Source organism: Bacillus cereus group sp. RP32 (genome assembly GCF_040459735.1).
Taxonomy (GTDB): Bacteria; Bacillota; Bacilli; order Bacillales; family Bacillaceae_G; genus Bacillus_A; species Bacillus_A wiedmannii.
Window position 1 is genome coordinate 4,923,951 of the sequence record NZ_JARVHO010000001.1, and the last position, 19,560, is coordinate 4,943,510.

Genomic DNA, 19,560 nt, shown 5'->3' on the forward strand with positions numbered 1-19,560 from the left:
TTCATCATCTGTGAGGATTTCTTCTATTATATATCTACTTGTACTTCTACACCGAAATGATCTGAAATTACATTTCTGTTCGTACCATTAAAAATGACTTTTGAAGAACGAACTTTTTCACTTTGGTTACACAATATTAGATCGATTCGTAAGTTATGTTTATTTTCATCCCAACCAGCAATCTCACCTTGGACAGTTGTTCCTTCATCCTTCTCTATTGCTAGTTCATATGTGTCATACAAACCTTTTTGTATCATATATTCATAACCTTCACCTTGTAAACGAGCGTTATTATTAAAATCACCCATTAAGAAGGAAAGTTCATTACTATCTACACGCCCCATCAAACGATTAACTTGATCTTTGAATGATTCTTCTTCATCATTCCACCAACCGAGGTGGCAAGAGTAAAACGTTATATTCTTATCATTATAAGCAATTGTCGCACTTACAATTTTGCGTGTTTTCCAATACGTTGTATCCTTATTTTCTGAAATAAAGAACGTATCTTCTTTTACAACATTATGCTTCGTTATAATCGCTAATCCTTCTTCATACACATCATAACCAATATGAGAGAAATCCCAAGTAATATTGTAATCTTTTACATGTAACGCTTTTAACTCTTCTAATAGTAAAAGTCCAAAATTATCTTCTTTCTTGTTACCGCATACATTTTCAGCTTGTATCGACTGACTTACTTCTTGCAATGCGATGACATCGTACTCTTCTTCTTGAATGACTTTAGCAAGATATTTTATCTTTTCCATTTGATTCTCTTCTTGCCAAGAGTGACAGTTTAAAGTTAGCAATTTCATCTTATTACGCACCTAACATATCTTGAATGTCTGACTTTAATACGTCAGCTTTCGGACCATATACTGCTTGTACACCTTTATCTTTTACGATAAGTCCTAAAGCACCATTTTGTTTCCACTGTGCTTCTGGTGCAACAACATCTAAATCTTTTACTGTTACACGTAAACGCGTCATACAAGCATCTACGTCAGCAATATTTTCTTTACCACCTAATAAATCAATAACTTTTGTTGCTAATGAACCATCCTGTACATTTCCTGTTCCTTCTGATGACTCATCTTCATTATCAATATAGTTACCTGCACGTCCTGGTGTTGGTAAATTGAATTTTTTAATTAAGAAATTGAATAATGTAAAGTTCAGACCGAAGAACACTAATGAAACGATAACGAAATTGATTAAATCTCTTGTTAGTCCTGCATTAACCATCATCGGTGTACGAGTAATTAATTCAATAAATCCAAATGCGTGAACACGTAAGTTAATTAAATCTGCTAATGCGAATGCAAGTCCTGTTGTAATTGCATATACAACATATAATACTGGAGCAATAAACATGAACATGAATTCAATTGGTTCTGTTACACCTGTTAAGAATACTGCTAATGCAGCCGATAAGAACATTGGTTTATATTTTGCACGTTTTTCTTTATCAACATTACGGAACATCGCGAAAGCAATACCCATTAACGCTGCTGTTGAGCCAATAACTTGTCCAGCTTTGAAACGAGCTGGTACAACGTTATTTAATAAATCGTTATATGCTTTCGTATCTCCATTTGCTAGTAAATTATTTAAGTCTGTAATCCATGCAAGCCATAAAGGATCTTGTCCTGCTACAATTTGTCCAACTTTTGAACCAGTTAACATCGTATATGTTCCGCCTAGCTCTGTGTAGTTCATCGGAATCGTTAACATATGATGTAAACCGAATGGTAATAGTAAACGCTCTAACGTTCCATATACAAATGGTGCAACAACTGGTGCACTATCTTTAGATGCTGCAATCCAGCGACCGAATTCATTTAATCCACTTTGGATGAACGGCCATAAAAGTGATAATACAATCGCAGTGACTGTAGACCAAACAATTACAACGAATGGTACAAATCGTTTTCCATTAAAGAATGCTAATGCCTGTGGCAGTTTATTATAGTTATAATATTTGTTATATAGAGTAGCTCCTAAGAAACCTGTAATAATCCCTACGAAAACTCCCATGTTTAATGCCGGTGCACCAAGTACAGAAGTAAAGTAATCTTTTACAACTAAATCTCCTGCTAATACTGAAGAAACTTTCGCTTTTGAATCCGTTAACATTTCAGCGTTTACGCCAAATATAGCTCCTGTAATTCTGTTCGTTAAGACGAATGCTAATAGCGCTGCAAATGCACCACCTGCACGATCCTTCGCCCAAGATCCCCCAATTGCTACTGCGAATAAGATGTGTAGATTTGTAATGATTGCCCAACCGATGTCTTCCATTACGCGAGCGATTGTATGAACTGCGTTAATATCCCCAGCAGACATCCCAATTAACTTACCGATAGAAATCATTAAACCAGCTGCTGGCATTACAGCTACAACAACTAATAATGCTTTCCCGAACTTTTGCCAAAAATCAAAAGACGTAATTTTCATCTGTTCTTCCTCCCCTTTATTTATAACAACATAATGATTTAAATGATAATTTCTGTTTCTATTATGAAAACGATTCCTTACGTTACTTTATTTTTATCTTTACGCAACCGTTTTCATAAATCTATTTTAATAAAAGCGTTTTCACTTTGCAATAGAAATTTATTTTTTTTCATAAAAAAAGATGCTCTAAGAGCATCCTTTTTTATTATGAAATGCGATAAACCCTTGTTTCATAAGGTTTTAACGTGATTGAAGTTACTTTTTCATTTTCCACAACTTTATAGTTATTTAAAAGCAAACGTTTGCGCTCTAGTGCAAATGAACCTTCATTATACACAGCTACCTCTTTTGAGATATTACTAATTACAACGATTTTTTCATCGTTTAATGTACGAGTATATGCATAAATTTGCGGATCATCTTCTAAAAGTAAATCGTACGTACCGTAATTCAGTACATCGTGCTCTTTTTTCAAGGCAATCATTTTCTTATAGAAATTGAAAATAGAGTTCTCTTCATTCTTTTGCTTTTCAACATTAATTTCTTTATAGTTTGGATTCATACCAAACCAAGATGCACCTGTTGTAAAGCCAGCATTCATCTCATCGTTCCACTGCATAGGTGTACGTGAATTATCGCGGCAAGAAGCCCATATAATTTCCATCATATCTTGATGTGATACGCCCTCTGCAATTTTCTCTCGATATAAATTTTTAATTGCTACATCATCATAATCTTCAATATTTGGGAATTGAACATTTGTCATCCCAATTTCTTGTCCTTGATAAATAAACGGTGTACCGTGCATAAAGAAATACATTGCTCCAAGAGCTGTTGCACTTTCACGCCAATATTGTTTATCGTCTCCCCAAGTTGAAACGATACGTGGCTTATCGTGATTCTCAATATATAAAGCATTCCATCCTTTATTTTCTAACCCTTTTTGCCATTTCGTTAATACCTTTTTCAAACCTACAACATCAAGATCTTTCTTCTTTTCTGCATCCCATAAACTTAAATGTTCGAATTGGAATACCATATTGAACTTACCTTGCTCTTCTCCAACCCAAAGCTCAGCATCTTCAATCTTAACGCCATTCGCTTCACCAACAGTCATAATATCATACTTAGAAAACGTATTTTCTTTTAACTCTTCTAATAAAGGTTGAATACCATCCACATTCATATGTTTATCAAAAGATGGTACATACTTTAGTTCCTTTGGATTTGGCATATCTTTGAAACCATCTTCTTTTTTAATATGGCTGATTGCATCCACTCGGAAACCATCAATTCCTTTATCAAGCCACCAATTAACTGTATCGTATAACACTTCGCGAACTTCTTTATTCTCCCAGTTTAAATCTGGTTGTTTACGCGAGAATAAGTGTAAATAATATTGTCCTGTTACTTCATCATATTCCCATGCCGAACCATTAAAAATACTTTCCCAGTTGTTTGGTTCCGCACCCTCTTTACCATCATGCCAAATATACCAATCACGCTTCGGATTGTCTTTAGATGAACGTGACTCAATAAACCATGGATGTTCATCACTCGTATGATTAATAACTAAATCAATAATAAGCTTCATATCACGCTTATGAACTTCATCTAGTAAAGCATCAAAGTCTTCCATCGTACCAAATTCATCCATGATATCTTGATAATCACTAATGTCATAGCCATTATCATCATTAGGTGACTTATACATTGGACAAATCCAAATTACATCTATACCTAAATCTTTTAAATAATCCAGTTTTGCAATAATACCTTGTAAATCTCCAATACCATCACCATTTGAATCCATAAAGCTACGCGGATAAATTTGATACGCAACCGCTTCTTTCCACCATGTCTTATTCATAGTCATTCTCTCCTTTTGCATCCCATCAGAATTTTATGCAAACGTTTTCGTAACACTATCATAACAAAATATGAATAGTTTGCAACTGTTTTCATTGAACTCTATGTAGATTCCTTATTCTTATGCCTTATTTATTTCTCACAAAAGCAAATCTCATTCCTCACCTGCTCTTGTCCACGCACGTTACATATGCTCGGTTAGAGATTTACGAGAAAGCTTTATCAATTGGCCCGATATCGACATTAAAAATTGGCAAACTAGTTATTACGGTCCTAACTTTCAAAGATTGCGTAAAGTGAAAACCATATATGATCCTTGCAATGTTTTTCGTTTTCAACAAAATATCCCACCCTTTCATACGTAAAAAAAGGAAGAACAGAATGCTGTTCTTCCTTTTTACATTGAAAATCGTTCAATTGTTTGTTTCAAGTCTGCTGCTTGCTTTTCTAAATCCTTTAACAATTGATCGATTACTACCATATTTTTAGATTGTTGCAACGTCACACGTGCTACTTCTTGTGAACCAGCTGATGTTTCCTCAGCAATTGCTGCTACAGCCTTCGTCTGTGCTCCGGTTTGATGAATGTGACTCACTTGTTCGTTCATATAGCCACTAATTTGCTTCGTTGCATCGGCAACTTCCATAATACTTGATGACATTTCTTTTAAAATTAATTCAGTAGCTTCCCCACGTTTCGCCTCTTCTTTAGCCGTTTTCACTTGCTCTGTCATTTTCAATGCGACTTGTTGCACTTCTTCTTGCATATTCCGTAATAACTGCGATATATTTCTTGCAGAATGATCGCTTTCATCGGCAAGTTTACGTACTTCTTCAGCTACAACTGCAAAGCCCCTTCCATGCTCTCCAGCACGAGCCGCCTCAATAGAAGCATTCAGTGCTAATAAATTCGTTTGACTAGCAATCTCACTCACAACAGAAACAATATGTTCTACTTGTTTCATTCGTTCTTCTAATTTCTGTACATTTTGCATCGAATTTTCATTTTCTTTTGCCAATGTTTGAATACCTTGAATTAAAGAAGTAAAGACTCGTGTACTTTGCCCTAAAGCTTGAACCATTTCTAAAGACAGCTCGTCAGACTGTTTTGCTTTTTCTTCTACTTCACTCGCAATAGATGTTGTTGTATCAACAGCAGAAACAATTGCCTGAATGGATGCCGCTGATTGCTCAGCGCCAGAAGAAATCTCTGCAAGGGTTTCAGACACACCTTGTGCTTGCTTTGTTGCTTCCCCTGTTTGCCTTCTAATTTGCTGAACTTGATTATTTGTATACGAAAATGTAGTATCAATATTTTTTACCATACCTCTTAAGTTCCCTAGCATCATATTAAATGCAACACTTAAAGATTTAATCTCATCATCTGTTTTTGGTAACGGGACATCTTCACGAATATCGCCATCGGCCGCTTTTCTTGCAACCTCCTCCAACTTTCGAAGTGGTTTAATTAAAAATACCGCTGCTCCATATGCTAAAATTCCAGACCATACTACCCCTAATAACATAACGATAATATTATATGCAGTTTGACTTACATAACTTTGAAAATAATCATATATCACATAAATAAAAAATATACTTGTTGAATATGTAATTAAAGCTAAAACTGTAGTGAATAGCATAAGTTGTGTACGTAAGCCAAAGGAAAATGTCTTCCTTTCTTTTTCCATCTCTTCTTTCCCCCTTTTTATAAGTAATATAAGTACTACCTATATATTATTATCCATATTTTCATTATAGAAGGATATAGAGATTTCAAAAAATTATTATTTCCTTTAATATCAAATCCACGAAAAAATAAAGGATTCTGACAATTTATGACTAATAACAGAAATAAGGGGCAACATTTGTAAAATATATTTTTGACTGGGGGTTTTGTATGATTCAGGTTCGAAATCTAGTAAAATCATTCGGCTCGCTTGATGTTTTAAAAGGAATTGATTTACAAGTAAAAGAAAAAGAAGTTGTTGTTTTAATTGGTGCCAGTGGTTCCGGTAAAAGTACATTACTTCGCTGTCTTAACTTTTTAGAAATGTACGATGAAGGTGAAATTCACTTACAAGGTGAACGAATTGATCCACAGCATTCAAATTTAAACAAAGTCCGTGAAAATGTCGGAATGGTTTTTCAGCACTTTAACCTCTTTCCTCATATGACCTCACTAGAAAACATCATAGAAGCACCTATCCATGTAAAAAAATTAGAAACAACAAATGCAAAGGAAATTGGAAATCAGCTTTTGCAAAAAGTCGGTCTACAAGATAAAGCAGATGTAACTCCCCACCTCCTGTCAGGTGGTCAAAAGCAGCGCATTGCCATTGCACGAGCTCTTGCCATGAATCCTAAAATTATGCTATTTGATGAACCTACCTCAGCCTTAGACCCTGAACTTGTTGGAGAAGTATTGCAAGTTATGAAAGAACTTGCTGAAGAAGGAATGACCATGGTTATCGTTACTCATGAAATGAATTTCGCAAGAGATGTAGCTGATCGCGTCATATTTATGGATGACGGAAAGATTGTAGAGGACGCTCCGCCAGCACAATTCTTTTCAGCTCCATCACATGAACGAGCGAAACAATTTTTACGCAACGTTTTATAATGTAACTTCTGTTTCAAATGAAAAGAAATACATTCATACGGTGCACAACTAATTGTCCAAATAAAATATCTCAGTAACATACTTAAAACCATCCGTATGATGAATATATAGGAGGGGTTTTATGAAAAGAAAACTATTAACCATTGTTGCGAGTATTACATTATGTACATCCTTCATACTAGGAGCCTGTAGTAAGGAAAGTGCTACTACTTCTTCAAATGGTAAAAAAGAATTTCGTTATGCGATGAGTGGCTTATATAAACCTTTTAACTATAAAGAAACTGACGGAAAGCTTGCCGGTTTTGATGTGGAAATTGGTGAGGCACTTGCGAAAAAAATGAATATGAAACCCACTCCTATTACAAATCCATGGGAAACGCTAATTCAAGGTCTACAATCGAAAAAATATGATGCTATATTGGGCAGTATGGCAATTACAGAAGAACGCTTAAAAGCTGTTAGTTTCTCAAATCCTTATTATCGTTCTGGTGCCCAAATTTTTGTGGCTAAAAAGAATACATCTATCTCTTCTCCAGAAGATTTGAAAGGTAAGAAAATTGGTGTTGTAAAGGCTAGTACCTTTAAAGACCTTGTTGCAAAACATACAGATCAAATCACAGAATATGACAGCGATATTACTGCACTTATGGACTTAGAGCCTGGACGGATTGATGCAGTAATCACTGATCAAATGGTTGGTTTACGTATGATCAAAGAAGGTAAATCAAATATAAAAGAAGCTGGAAAACCATTAAATCTTGATGAAATGGGAATTGCTATTCGTAAAGATAATAAAGAAATGGTTGAGAAAGTAAATAAAGCTTTAGATGAAATCATTAAAGATGGTACGTATGAAAAAATCAGTAAAAAATGGTTTGGGCGTAATATTCTCGGCGAAGAGGAAAAAACGAAGTAAATTAGCTAGTCAAATGTTTCATACATTATGCCCCACTTTTTATGTGGGGTATTTCATTCCCTACCAAAATCCATACAATATGAGGTGACACATATGTTTGAAATTTTTATGTCTACTTATCCCACACTCTTAAAGGCTACTATTGTCACATTACAATTAACACTAACATCCCTATTACTTGGTTCACTAATTGGATTACTATTCGCTTTTTTTCGAATCTCTAACAATAAGATTTTAAATAGTATTGCTCATGTATATATCGCCATTATTCGTGGTACACCTTTAATTGTTCAAATTGCCATTCTCTATTTCGGTATTACATCGATTATTGTCTTCACTCCTTTTTGGGCAGGAGCAATTGCTTTAGCAATCCATAACGGTGCATATATTACTGAAATTTTCCGCGGTTCCATTCAATCTGTCGACCGTGGACAATTGGAAGCCGCTCGTTCTTTAGGTATGCCTTATCCTTTAGCAATGCGCCGTATTGTATTACCGCAAGCATTTCGTCAATCTCTTCCTCCTTTAGGAAATCAGTTTATTATTGGATTAAAGGACTCTTCTCTCGTTGCATATGTAGGATTGTCCGAATTATGGGGATCAGGTTTATCAATTGCTGCAAGTAACTTCCAACAATTAGATACATACATAATCGTTGGTTTATATTACCTCGTACTTGTTCTTCTATTTACTTATTTTGTTAATCTTTTAGAGAAACGATTACAAAGAAAAGAAACAAATTCAGTTCAATTTAGCAAAAAGAATAAAAAAGAAGTCTCTTTATAAAAAAAGCAAGCCTGAAATGGCTTGCTTTTTCACTGCAAAATATATCAATTTTTACTGATTTACTTTTTTAATACTCTCTTCTTCCTCTATATGTTGCTCACGATATGAAATATTATGAGGATCTAGTCCATTTCCTAAAGAACCATAGAAATGCTCTCTATGCGGATCCACTAATTCACTTCCTTGATAATACACACGTGGTGTATTCCATAGCGCTGCCAAAGCTTTTGTCATTGGCATCTCATGATAGCGTTCCGGCCACATTTCTTTAATTTTCTCTTTTACTAACGGATAGTATTTAGAGCTCATAGCAGGGAACAAATGGTGTTCTGTATGATATGAGAAATTGAAATGTAAAACGTCTACCCAGCGCGGTACTGTTACTGATAAACAGTTCGCTAACGGATCATTTACTGGAACAATTGGATTTAATCGATGATTTGTTGCGATATATGCCATTACAATAAAGTTAGCAATTAACAATGGAATTACATATGCAAATAACCATTTTCCAGGTCCCATAATAAACAATAAACTAATCCAAACAGTCCAAGGCAAAAGAAGTTGAAGCCATACAGATTTTTGATTGGATGACTTAAATTCCTTTATAAAATGAAAGAACATTCGAGTCGAATGTAACGTAAATTGAATGGTTAGTGACAGAAAACTAAAGAATGAACGAACATGAAGAGGCATGCGATATACCCACCTTAAAAACTTACTCTTTTTCAGTTTCTCAAGTGTAGGCCATGCATCTGGATCATTTTCTTCATGTTGTGTATGAACATGATGCGTTGCATTATGCCACTTTCTCCAAAGCTTCGGGCCAGTTGATAATGGCATAAATGCTATCGCGCCTAAAAAATCACGAAGCCATGCTTTTCTTACAACAGTTCCATGTAAAATTTCATGTCCTAAAAATCCAAGTGAAGCAAAACATAATCCAAGAACAATCGCAATTCCTAGATTCGCCCACACATTCAATTCAAATACACCAATCGATATTAACCCCGCCAATGCCACAAGCAAATAAGCCAGTCCACCAAATAAACGTGTAGGAACTGGTTTAAATGCTTTTTTCGGCAAATGTGGTGATACACGTGCTGCATACCACCCAAACGTATGAAGCTCCTTCATCCTTTTGCCCCTTTCTTATGCTGCGTCTTGCGCAACTTACATATATCAATTCTTGCTTCCAGATTGATTTTACTAGCTGATTAAAAAGCATCTATGTATAAGGAAAATATACTCACTCTATCGTCACTTATCTTTTCGCTTTTATTATCAATGAAAAACATTTCTCTTTTTACTCTCTATCAACCTTTCCACATGATGAATCATATCAATAGAATTTCCATATTGTCAACAACTTTTATGACCTAGTAATAAAAGTTGGTTATATTTTTATAATCATACTTTATTCCACTAAAGAAAAAACATAGATTTTATAAGGTTTTACCCATTATGCATATACATATGCTGACATACTATAGACTCTATCTTATTCAAGAACTCTCTGTGTAAACAACAAATAAACTCACCTAAATCTAGCTTTGCACAACTCCTATCTCTTCATACCGACAACACCAAAATTATATTAAAATAATTTTATCTTTCTTTTAATAAAAATAGGCTCTCTCTAAAACAGCACACATGAATTTCATATCTTATGGAAATATTAAAAGGAAAATTGTTCTAAAATCGGGAGGTTTCTATAATGACAAGCGATACATTTCCACAATTCCCATTATCTTATTGGATTGAATCTACTCAAATCCCTGCTTTTCCCCCTTTATCTGAAAATGTAAAGACAAAAGTTGCCGTTATCGGTGCCGGTATTACAGGTATTACTACTGCCTATTTACTTGCGAAAGAAGGCATCGATGTTGTTTTAATTGATTCTGGTCTTATTTTAAATGGAACGACTGGGCATACAACAGCAAAGGTAACAGCACAACACGATCTTATTTATGATGAATTAATAAATCATTTTGGTTTGGAAAAAGCGAGGCTTTACTATGAATCAAATAATCATGCTCTACAATTCATAAATGAGACGGTGAAAACATATAAAATCGACTGTAATTTCTCAAATGAAGATTCATATTTATATACAACTACTGATAATGGATTAAGAAGTTTATCAAAAGAATATGAAGCCTATCAAAAATTAAATATACCTTGTGACTATGTTCAATCTCTATCGATTCCGATTCCAGTACAATCTGCAATTGTCATGAAAAACCAAGGACAATTCCATCCCCTCCTTTATTTGAAAACACTTTTAGAAAAGTTTGTAGAGATGGGTGGAAAAGTTTATGAACAAACAACAGCTATTGATGTGGAAAAGGGTGATTATCCACAAATCATTACAAAGAGCGGACATCGCATCACTTGTGAATATGTTGTCTCTTGTTCACATTTTCCTTTTTATGATGCGAATAGCTTTTTCTTTACGCGAATGTACGCAGAACGCTCTTATGCTCTTGCCATTAAAGCAAAAACAGATTATCCAGGTGGCATGTATTTAAGTATTGATGATCCAAAACGCTCCTTACGCTATACAACAAATAATGGGGAACAATTAATTTTAATTGGCGGAGAAAGTCATAAAACAGGACAAGGAATAAACACGATGCTTCATTACGAAGCACTGTATTCTTTTGCGGAAGCAACGTTTGGAGTAGATGAAGTTCCCTATAGATGGTCAGCACAAGATTTAATCACGCTAGATAAGCTTCCTTATATCGGACATATTAACGAAAGAAATCCAAATATATTTGTTGCAACTGGATATCGTAAATGGGGAATGACAACTGGAACTGCTGCCGCTCATTTACTGAAGGACTCCATTCTAAAAGTCCACAATCCCTATAAGGAACTGTATGCACCATCACGCTTCCATGCAAATCCAGATATAAAAACATTCCTCTCCCAGAACATTGATGTTGCGAAACATTTAATTGAAGGAAAGATTGAAACCGCATTACGTAAGCCAGAAGATCTCGAAGTTGGTGAAGGATCTGTCGTACATGTTAATGGGAAACGAGCAGGTGCTTATAAGGACAAAGATGGGAAATTACATATTGTCGATACAACTTGTACACATCTCGGCTGCGAAGTTGAATGGAATAATGGTGATTGTACTTGGGACTGCCCTTGCCATGGTTCCCGCTTTTCAATTGAGGGAGATGTTATGGAAGGTCCAGCAGATCAACCGTTAAAACGAGTTGATCATGAGTAAACAAATAAAGAAGTTCAACAGGATTCCTGTTGAACTTCTTTATTTGTTATAAAACCTTTTCAGATAAACTCCGACATAAGAAGGGAAATATTAACATCAAATAAAATAATATATTTATCTATAAATAAAAGGAGGGGATACTATGCAAACTTCAGCTCCACCTCATCTAGAATCTACAAAAGCTATCTTTTCAAGCTCTATTACAAAACTTGTTGTTTTTATTTGTTGGCTAGCCATTCTAGCTGATGGATATGATTTAGGTATTTACGGTGCCGTTCTGCCAAAGCTCCTAGAAGACAAAAGCTGGGCACTTTCACCAGCACACGCTGGTACAATTGCTAGCTATGCTTTATTTGGGATGTTTATTGGTGCTATTCTAGTTGGAACCATTACAGATCTAATTGGACGAAAATGGACGCTTATATGCTGTTTAGCACTTTTCTCCATCACAATGGGCCTTGCTGCACTTGCTCCTTCCCCTGAACTATTTGGTTTATCTCGATTTATCGGAGGAATCGGATTAGGCGGTGTTATTCCAACAGCTTCAGCACTTACTGTTGAATATTCACCAAAAAAGCGACAATCTTTTATTTATGCTCTTATGTTTACTGGCTATCCTTTAGGTATCGTGTTAGGTGCTATTTTGTCTATGTTTATGTTAGAAGATTTCGGATGGAGAATTATGTTTGGCATCGGAATGATTCCACTACTCCTCATTCCTTTCATCATTCGTTATTTACCTGAATCCATTCAATTTTTGTTATCACGTAATCGACAAGAAGAAGTGGAACAAATCCTTAATCGTTTTCAAATTGAATTCAATGCAAAAGAGGAAACTCATCAAGCCCCACCTAATATACGAAAGAAAAATGGATTTCTTACGTTATTCTCAAAAGAGTACATAAAAGCGACGCTGCTTTTTTGGATTACTTATATAATGGGAATGTTTTTAATATACGGTTTAAACACTTGGTTACCGCAGATGATGCGCCAAGCAGGATACCCTCTTGGATCTAGTCTATCATTTTTACTTATGCTAAATATTACTGCCGCTATCGGTGCATTATTTGCTGGAGCAATCGCGGATCGTATAGGGGCTAAAATTGTTATTAGCATCTCCTATCTTATGGCAGCTATATGTATTGGACTATTAACAATTAAACCATCTGTTACAATCATTTATCTTTTAATCGGCCTTGCTGGAATTGGATCAGTCGGTATTACTCAAATATTAAATGCATATGTAACACAATACTTCCCATCCCATATCCGAGCTACCTCCTTAGGCTGGGGACTTGGACTTGGCCGAGTTGGTGCGATTGCTGGTCCTATTCTTGTCGGTATTATTATGACAATGCAATATGACTTAGCATGGAATTTTTACTTGTTCTCATTCGCGGGTCTTCTTGCAGCTATATCTGTTTTCTTTATTCCTACAAAATAAAAAAAGAGCACAAACTCACTTGTGCTCTTTTTCATATACTTCAAACAACATATCTCGAAACAATGTATTTAAACTCTCTATATCAATTCCTGATCCCTTTTCAATTCCTTTTACATATTGCTGATAGTAATGAATTTGTTCTTCTAAAAATTGATTCAACACCTCAATTTTTAATCCAACATCTAATTCAGTACCTGCCTTTTTCTTTATTAACAACTGTTCAATTTCATCTAATACGCTACGTTCTAACGATAATTCTGTAATCAATTGATCGAATTCTACAGGTGGTAAAGTTGTTTTCTCCTCTAGCCACTTACAAGCTAAAATCGGACGCAATACATAAAAGTATTTTTTCAATTTTACGTTCTCACCTTGCAAAAATTCACGATAATTTTTTGAAGCCATATGTAAGTAATGATATATCGTTGCTTTTGGATCAAAGTGCTTATCACTCATTTGCTGAAGCTGTTCTGGAAAATGAGAGTTTTTCGAATAGAAAATCGGTGATCGAATCCATTCGAGTAAAGCTGGGTTTGACTTTGCGAATAACTGTAACGCCTTTTTAATATCCCACCCGCTTATATCTAAATCATCACTAATCGGATACTCAATTACATCTCGTTTATCATGAATTGATAAATACCACTCTACCGGATGCATATAAACAAATCTAACATCATAATCACTATCTTTCGATGGAAATCCCCAAGCACGACTCCCTGATTCCACTGCAAATAAAATTTTCACATCATTCTCTTGTTCAATTCTTGCTAACTCCACTCTAATTTTCTCTCTCATTTCATACCCTCTCCATTTTTTGATTATTTCCTTGGAAATTCGACAAACATACTGCTAATTTTACTACATACTAAAATAGCTGTCAGAAAATTCCCGACAGCCTACCAAAATCCTTTATTTTTTACTTGTTCTTTTCTTTTACACTAACCGCAATTCGTTCAAACTCTTTTTGAATCTCCTCTTTATATGCATCTACTTTTGAAAAATCCATAGCAGCAATATATATTCGTTCTAATTTATCACGAACTGATTTCGCTTTCGCTAAGAAAGACATCGCCTCATTCATTTTTGCTTTATATTGAATCGACACGTCACGAATTTCTGTCGCATACTTCTCATCTGTCCCTGGTGTCACAATCAAGGCATACATATCTATAATTTCATCACCTTCGCGGCTCGGAAAATATTCATGTGGTGCGGTGCTATCAAAAATTGCAAACCCTAATTCTCTTACGATAACCATATCAAGACTATTTGGATCAAATCCACAATGATATACTTCAACTTCAAATCCTTTTTCTTCTGCTGCCTTAGCTAATTTTTTAAGCATTGTTGATTTCCCAGATCCTGGGCGTCCTTTTATAAAATAACGATGTGATAATCCCTCTGTTAAATTAGGAACAAAATCAACTGCTCCTTTCGGTGTAGCTGCCCCTAAAAACCGATGTTTCACAAGCGATTGTTTCCCGCCTTTATCTGTAAATAACTTCTGAATCAGCTGATCGGTTAGTTCATTTGCTTTATTAAAATCAATATTATTAATATATATTTTCTCCCACTCATCATGTATAACTAATGCCTCGTTAAAACAAGCGTAAGCAGTTTGAAAAGCCTTGCTTGCTTCTGAAACAAATCGTTCAATTTCCACCTTCTGCTTTCTTAATTTATCTGAGTCCCAAGCAACCCCTAAATTAATATACTCTTCGACAACTCCTGGCATTTTCGGCTCAATAACATGCGGTGATGTTCCATCAACAATTCCTACTTTTAACTTCGGGATAATTACACCATCAACCGATTTATTATCAGAAGAACAGTGTAAAAATTCAATATCATATCCTTTTTCAACCCACTCACGGCCTATTGCTTTGATTAAAGAAGATTTCCCGGTTCCAGGACCACCCTTTAAAATAAATAACCTGTTTAGCCCTTTTAAATTCTCGTCGTATAAATTCTGAAATCCTCTAGCTGTATTTCCACCAGCGTAATAATTCAATACATTCCCTGTCACTGCACTCACTCCTTCGCAGCATTCTATTTACATAAGCTACAATATGCGAGCAACTTTATTTGGGTGAATACCTATTTTGTATTGCGCGAAAAAAGGAAATGAATTACAATTTAAAAGTAGTGAATATTCAGAAATGAAAACTTAATATGTCTTTATCAAGAGAGGCAGAGGGACCGGCCCTTTGACGCCCAGCAACCTCAGTTTATACAAACTGAATAGGTGCTAATTCCTGCAAAATGCATTGCATTTTGAAAGATAAAACGTAACTATTGTGTACAAAACTCATCTTTCTTGATTATGAAAGGTGAGTTTTTTTATTTCAAAACATATATTGGAGGTATTTAAAATGAAAGTAATTGACCTATCACAAACATTTGAAAACAATATGTCCCAATTCCCTGGAACACCAAAAATCAATTTAGGAGCCATTACAAGCGTTGAAGAGACAGGCTATCAAGTTACAGATTTTCATTCTGTCGTTCATGTTGGCACGCATTGTGATGCTCCTGCTCATTTCATTTCAGGCGCAATGACTATTGATCAATTACCCCTAGATCAATTTGTAGGCGAAGCTGTTCTTATTGATGTAACTCATGTACAAGAACGAAAACTACCTAAAGAAGTATTACACAACGCTGACATAAAAAAAGGTGATATTGTCATTTTCCATTCCAATCTATCTACGAAATGGAATACAGAAGCATATGAGAAAGAAGCTTTTTATCTTTCTGAAGAATTAGCTGAAGAACTAGTTCAATTAAAAGTAAAATCTGTCGGTTTAGATTTCATCTCTCCTGATGAGGTAACGACAGAAACATCGCCAATTCATCACATACTACTTGGGAATAATATTTATTTAATCGAAAACTTAACCAACTTAGATGCAATTAACACGAAACGTTTCTTTTTCTCAGCGGCACCTTTAAAAATTAAAGATAGCGACGGTGCTTTCGCAAGGGCATTCGCTGTAATTTTTTAAACAAACTATACAAAAAAGCAAAGATCATCACTGACCTTTGCTTCTATTTTTTTTATTTAAACTAAGAAAGAATTGCTCGACACGAGGACGTAACCAAGCTAAATAATCTTTCTCTTTCTTCTTTGTACAAGCTATTTCTTCCCCATCTACCATTCCGACAAGCTCTAGCTCTAACAGTTGCCTCGTAAATGCTAACATATTTATTTCTTCGTCTGGATACTCTTCTTTTAATTTCTCCTCAATTTCCCCCAATAAAAAACCGTCACGCATCATTGCCAATGCATCAATCCAAAGTGGCGGCATTTCATATTTTTCTCCTGTAATTGTATCTTTTACAATATAATTCTTTTGCTCTTTTCGAAATTGAATCGTGTGTAAACATACAGTCGAATTTAATGTTAATTCCATCATACCACCTCTTTCATAATATCTGCATAGAAAAAAGGATGCGCGTGCACCCCTTCTTTCTCTAACACTACCGAACCGTTACATGAATAACAAATCTCATGTCGATATTTTCCTCCATTATAAACGAAGTATTTTATAAAAAAAACCCTTCTTGAAACATTTTATAAAATGTTTATATTTACACAACAAGAACACTTTTCTGAAAAATATTTTTCTCTAGCACATTATGCTGTCGGTAAAAAAATTTCCTCTTTCGTTCCTATTCCCATGCTACTTTGAATCGCGATACTTCCTTGATGTTCCTCAATGATTTTATATGTAATCATTAACCCAGTCCGTACCATTCTCCTTTGTTTTGTAAAAAGCTTTACCGATTTTCTCTAACAAACCCGTTAATTCTTTCAAATACTTTTAAAGCTTCTCTTTCCTCATATATCAAGCTTTTAAATTTGTTCATATAAATACTCCTCATACTCAATACAAAAGCTCTACATATTATCTCCTTAAATTATAAGTATGAAATTGCTTTCAGGGTAAGATGTAACCTTATCATACGAAAAGGAAGGAGATTTCCCCTTCCTTTTCGTCACAACTTATATCCATCTTACCCGATCATGTAGCAATCCATCCGTAAAGTCATTTCCGCCCACTACAAAATCCTTCATATATAAATTCAAATATTCGCCGTACTTACTTTCTGTATTTAATAATAATTCCTCGACATAGTAAGCACCTTGTCCAAAGTGGTCTAAAAGTAAACTGCACAAACCTGCATAAATCCCGCACCCTACTTGAAAGTAAGTCGCATTCGTTTTATATTTATGAAAAACTTGACTGCTATTCATCACGTTATACATATATGTCTCACTATTTTCATAAACGAGTAATACACCTACTAGATCCTCGCCGGCAATCTCTTCTTCGGCTGGATTAAATACTTTACGATTCCAACTCCATAAATCTTCTACTTGATCTAAGTTCTGTCTAATTACATTAGTCGTATACTCATTAATTCGGTAAAGAAAACCCACTTCCATATTGAAGTTTTTTCCTAAAATTAAAACTTCCTCATGTGGCATTAAACAGCCATAAAACTCTTTCTCTCCTAACTTTACTTTATACTCTGAAGCATATACATCTTCATAAAAATAAAGAGGACGATGATGACTCATATACATCGGATAACTCCATATCGCTTCATCTAGAAATCGCTCTACTGCCCATGAAGCATAAAGTGTATGAGGCTTTATAAGTGCTGCATCATTTAAAAATGACGTATCATGTTCTACTATATAACATGCTCTTGGCTTTTCCTTTGGACGTTCCTTCATAAGTTCAACAACCATCCATTGAACAACACCTGGATTCATACCTGAGCCTATAATTGCTTTTGTATTTGTAAATTTCTCTTTCTCCTTCTCAAACCTCGTATATCTTTCCGTAAGCTGAAAGCCGATTAAACTATCGTCCTGATCTACTTCCTCATTTTCCAAAGCTGAATTAATATAACAAATTCCAAGTTCATTACAACAACTTAATACTCTAATTGTATCTGCTCCCGAAACATCAATAACAACACCCGTGCTTTTTTCTTTCAAATGTTGTTTGAACTTCACTACATCTTGAAGGTCAATTTCATATAAAAACAATTGATCTTTCAAATTCGGAAACAACTCACCATAATAAGCCCTATCTTTTTGTTTTATGTCAACCAAATGAAATGTAACATTCTTTATCGCTTCATAAATCGGGTCTTTTTCATTTGCTATCGCTTGATTTAAAATTGCTAAAACTGCTTTTGCTGCTCCACCAGCACTACCAAGTAATGTAATCGATAACGAATTTGGAAACTGCTCCACAAACAAAACCCCTTTAATATATTAGTTGAGCAGTTCTCCCACAAAAAAATAAATTGAATATATAAAAAATGGCTCGTACATATTTTTTATAATTTTGCACAAGATTTCCTCTTCAAAGGTCACACTAACACATTTATATTCAATTCATTTTCCCTCTCATATTCAAATCGAGCTAAACAAATAGGCTCGACCTTTTCTTCTGCATATAAAAGAAAAAGCCAGCCCTTTCAACTAGATTACGGACAATGGACAGATTTCACATGTTGAATATTCACATACATTTTTGCATCACGTGCTTTTAATATTTCAATATGCCCTTCATCAATCTTTGCCATCTTTCCGATCTTATTAGATTCCTCACCTAAATCGAACACCATGATTTTGCCGGACATTTTAATAAGCTGTTCTTCAAATGTTCTAGCTAACGTAATATTTAATGGATTCACGGGAAGTTCATTTTTATTGAGGGCGTACGGGACTTGATTTTCTTTATACGGAATTAACCATTTCAAATGCTTTAAAGATATATATACTGTTTTATAAACTGGACTATAAAAAACAATATAATCGTTCATTACACTTGTAACATAACCATGTATTGGAGCATTTCCTGCTACATAAACTTCTGTAAAAATTCCTTTAGAAGTACTTAATACTTTTCTCAAAGAAATGGAAGGCGATTCCCTCTTAATTACAGAATCAACATCTGGTTTTGATATTTCCTCATCATATGGTCTTAAAAATTTATAATATTGTACATGGTATAAAGATATATATACGTAGTCTTGTCCATTGTAAAGAACAACAATATCATTTCCTACGTCTATTAATACACCTTTAAATCTTTTTTCACCGATTAGTTTAACATATATATTTTCTCCAATACTTTTGTTTAACTCATTCATCTATATCCTCCTTCCTATAAATTTTTTGCTTTCCTATTC

16 protein-coding genes, 3 pseudogenes and 1 riboswitch are annotated in these 19,560 nt (G+C 34.7%); of the genes and pseudogenes, 7 read left to right on the forward strand and 12 right to left on the reverse strand.

Going from position 1 to position 19,560, the window contains the following annotated elements; translation table 11 throughout:
* Positions 1-26: 26 nt before the first annotated feature.
* The 3 genes from QCI46_RS25310 to QCI46_RS25320 all read right to left on the reverse strand — a co-directional run bounded on the left by QCI46_RS25310 (position 27) and on the right by QCI46_RS25320 (position 4,330).
* Positions 27-818, reverse strand: a complete 792-nt coding sequence (locus QCI46_RS25310; RefSeq protein WP_046953756.1) for an endonuclease/exonuclease/phosphatase family protein — start codon at positions 816-818, stop codon at positions 27-29.
* A 4-nt stretch (positions 819-822) separates the two neighbouring features.
* Positions 823-2,460, reverse strand: coding sequence for a PTS transporter subunit IIBC (locus tag QCI46_RS25315; protein ID WP_046958859.1), 1,638 nt, complete (start codon positions 2,458-2,460; stop codon positions 823-825).
* Positions 2,461-2,665: 205 nt separating this feature from the next.
* Positions 2,666-4,330 carry a glycoside hydrolase family 13 protein gene (locus QCI46_RS25320; protein ID WP_353841698.1) on the reverse strand — a complete coding sequence of 555 codons (1,665 nt, stop codon included), beginning with the start codon at positions 4,328-4,330 and terminating at the stop codon, positions 2,666-2,668.
* Between the two features lie 181 nt (positions 4,331-4,511).
* Here QCI46_RS25320 and QCI46_RS25325 point away from each other — a divergent pair.
* Positions 4,512-4,694 (forward strand): annotated as a pseudogene (locus tag QCI46_RS25325) (BBE domain-containing protein); the annotation flags it as partial.
* 32 nt (positions 4,695-4,726) lie between these two features.
* On the opposite strand, the gene QCI46_RS25330 reads toward QCI46_RS25325, so the two are convergent.
* Together QCI46_RS25330 and QCI46_RS29955 are read right to left on the reverse strand one after the other, a co-directional pair.
* Complete coding sequence (locus QCI46_RS25330; RefSeq protein ID WP_483299034.1) at positions 4,727-5,677, reverse strand: methyl-accepting chemotaxis protein; 951 nt, start codon at positions 5,675-5,677, stop codon at positions 4,727-4,729.
* Positions 5,669-6,019 (reverse strand): annotated as a pseudogene (locus QCI46_RS29955) (HAMP domain-containing protein); the annotation flags it as partial. The gene QCI46_RS25330 and the pseudogene QCI46_RS29955, both read right to left, overlap by 9 nt.
* Before the next feature lie 209 nt (positions 6,020-6,228).
* On the opposite strand from QCI46_RS29955, the gene QCI46_RS25335 reads away from it, so the two are divergent.
* The 3 genes from QCI46_RS25335 (at position 6,229) to QCI46_RS25345 (ending at position 8,653) form a co-directional block, all read left to right on the forward strand.
* Entirely contained in the window at positions 6,229-6,951 is a 723-nt protein-coding gene (locus tag QCI46_RS25335) for an amino acid ABC transporter ATP-binding protein (protein ID WP_064477213.1), read from the forward strand.
* Positions 6,952-7,072: 121 nt separating this feature from the next.
* Positions 7,073-7,867: an ABC transporter substrate-binding protein gene (locus tag QCI46_RS25340; protein ID WP_353841700.1), complete on the forward strand. Its 795-nt coding sequence runs from the start codon at positions 7,073-7,075 to the stop codon at positions 7,865-7,867.
* Positions 7,868-7,960: 93 nt separating this feature from the next.
* Entirely contained in the window at positions 7,961-8,653 is a 693-nt protein-coding gene (locus QCI46_RS25345; RefSeq protein ID WP_000461606.1) for an amino acid ABC transporter permease, read from the forward strand.
* A 51-nt stretch (positions 8,654-8,704) separates the two neighbouring features.
* Here the strand turns inward: QCI46_RS25345 and desB are convergent, their stop codons facing one another.
* The gene (gene desB / locus QCI46_RS25350; RefSeq protein ID WP_199713841.1) at positions 8,705-9,790 is read right to left on the reverse strand and encodes a Delta(10) desaturase DesB; all 1,086 of its coding nucleotides are present in this window, start codon (positions 9,788-9,790) and stop codon (positions 8,705-8,707) included.
* A gap of 580 nt (positions 9,791-10,370) precedes the next feature.
* Here desB and QCI46_RS25355 point away from each other — a divergent pair.
* Both QCI46_RS25355 and QCI46_RS25360 read left to right on the forward strand, forming a co-directional pair.
* The gene (locus QCI46_RS25355; protein WP_353841701.1) at positions 10,371-11,897 is read left to right on the forward strand and encodes an FAD-dependent oxidoreductase; all 1,527 of its coding nucleotides are present in this window, start codon (positions 10,371-10,373) and stop codon (positions 11,895-11,897) included.
* A 142-nt stretch (positions 11,898-12,039) separates the two neighbouring features.
* On the forward strand, positions 12,040-13,341 hold the full coding sequence (locus QCI46_RS25360) for an MFS transporter (protein WP_353841702.1): 1,302 nt from the start codon (positions 12,040-12,042) through the stop codon (positions 13,339-13,341).
* A gap of 15 nt (positions 13,342-13,356) precedes the next feature.
* On the opposite strand, the gene QCI46_RS25365 is transcribed toward QCI46_RS25360, so the two are convergent.
* Both QCI46_RS25365 and QCI46_RS25370 read right to left on the reverse strand, forming a co-directional pair.
* Complete coding sequence (locus QCI46_RS25365; RefSeq protein ID WP_353841703.1) at positions 13,357-14,139, reverse strand: nucleotidyltransferase domain-containing protein; 783 nt, start codon at positions 14,137-14,139, stop codon at positions 13,357-13,359.
* Between the two features lie 121 nt (positions 14,140-14,260).
* Positions 14,261-15,370, reverse strand: coding sequence for a PRK06851 family protein (locus QCI46_RS25370; RefSeq protein ID WP_353841704.1), 1,110 nt, complete (start codon positions 15,368-15,370; stop codon positions 14,261-14,263).
* A gap of 149 nt (positions 15,371-15,519) precedes the next feature.
* A riboswitch (SAM riboswitch) is annotated at positions 15,520-15,632 on the forward strand.
* A gap of 84 nt (positions 15,633-15,716) precedes the next feature.
* Between QCI46_RS25370 and QCI46_RS25375 the strand changes: the two genes are divergently transcribed.
* The gene (locus tag QCI46_RS25375) at positions 15,717-16,349 is read left to right on the forward strand and encodes a cyclase family protein (protein WP_353841705.1); all 633 of its coding nucleotides are present in this window, start codon (positions 15,717-15,719) and stop codon (positions 16,347-16,349) included.
* A gap of 27 nt (positions 16,350-16,376) precedes the next feature.
* Here QCI46_RS25375 and QCI46_RS25380 read toward each other — a convergent pair whose 3' ends face one another.
* The 4 genes and pseudogenes from QCI46_RS25380 to QCI46_RS25395 all read right to left on the reverse strand — a co-directional run bounded on the left by QCI46_RS25380 (position 16,377) and on the right by QCI46_RS25395 (position 19,521).
* Positions 16,377-16,757, reverse strand: coding sequence for a hypothetical protein (locus tag QCI46_RS25380; RefSeq protein ID WP_000424111.1), 381 nt, complete (start codon positions 16,755-16,757; stop codon positions 16,377-16,379).
* 224 nt (positions 16,758-16,981) lie between these two features.
* Positions 16,982-17,141 (reverse strand): annotated as a pseudogene (locus QCI46_RS25385) (ATP-binding protein); the annotation flags it as partial.
* 209 nt (positions 17,142-17,350) lie between these two features.
* Positions 17,351-18,616: an S-adenosylmethionine decarboxylase related protein gene (locus QCI46_RS25390; RefSeq protein ID WP_353841706.1), complete on the reverse strand. Its 1,266-nt coding sequence runs from the start codon at positions 18,614-18,616 to the stop codon at positions 17,351-17,353.
* Between the two features lie 236 nt (positions 18,617-18,852).
* On the reverse strand, positions 18,853-19,521 hold the full coding sequence (locus tag QCI46_RS25395) for an LSm family protein (RefSeq protein WP_001004279.1): 669 nt from the start codon (positions 19,519-19,521) through the stop codon (positions 18,853-18,855).
* Positions 19,522-19,560 lie beyond the last annotated feature (39 nt).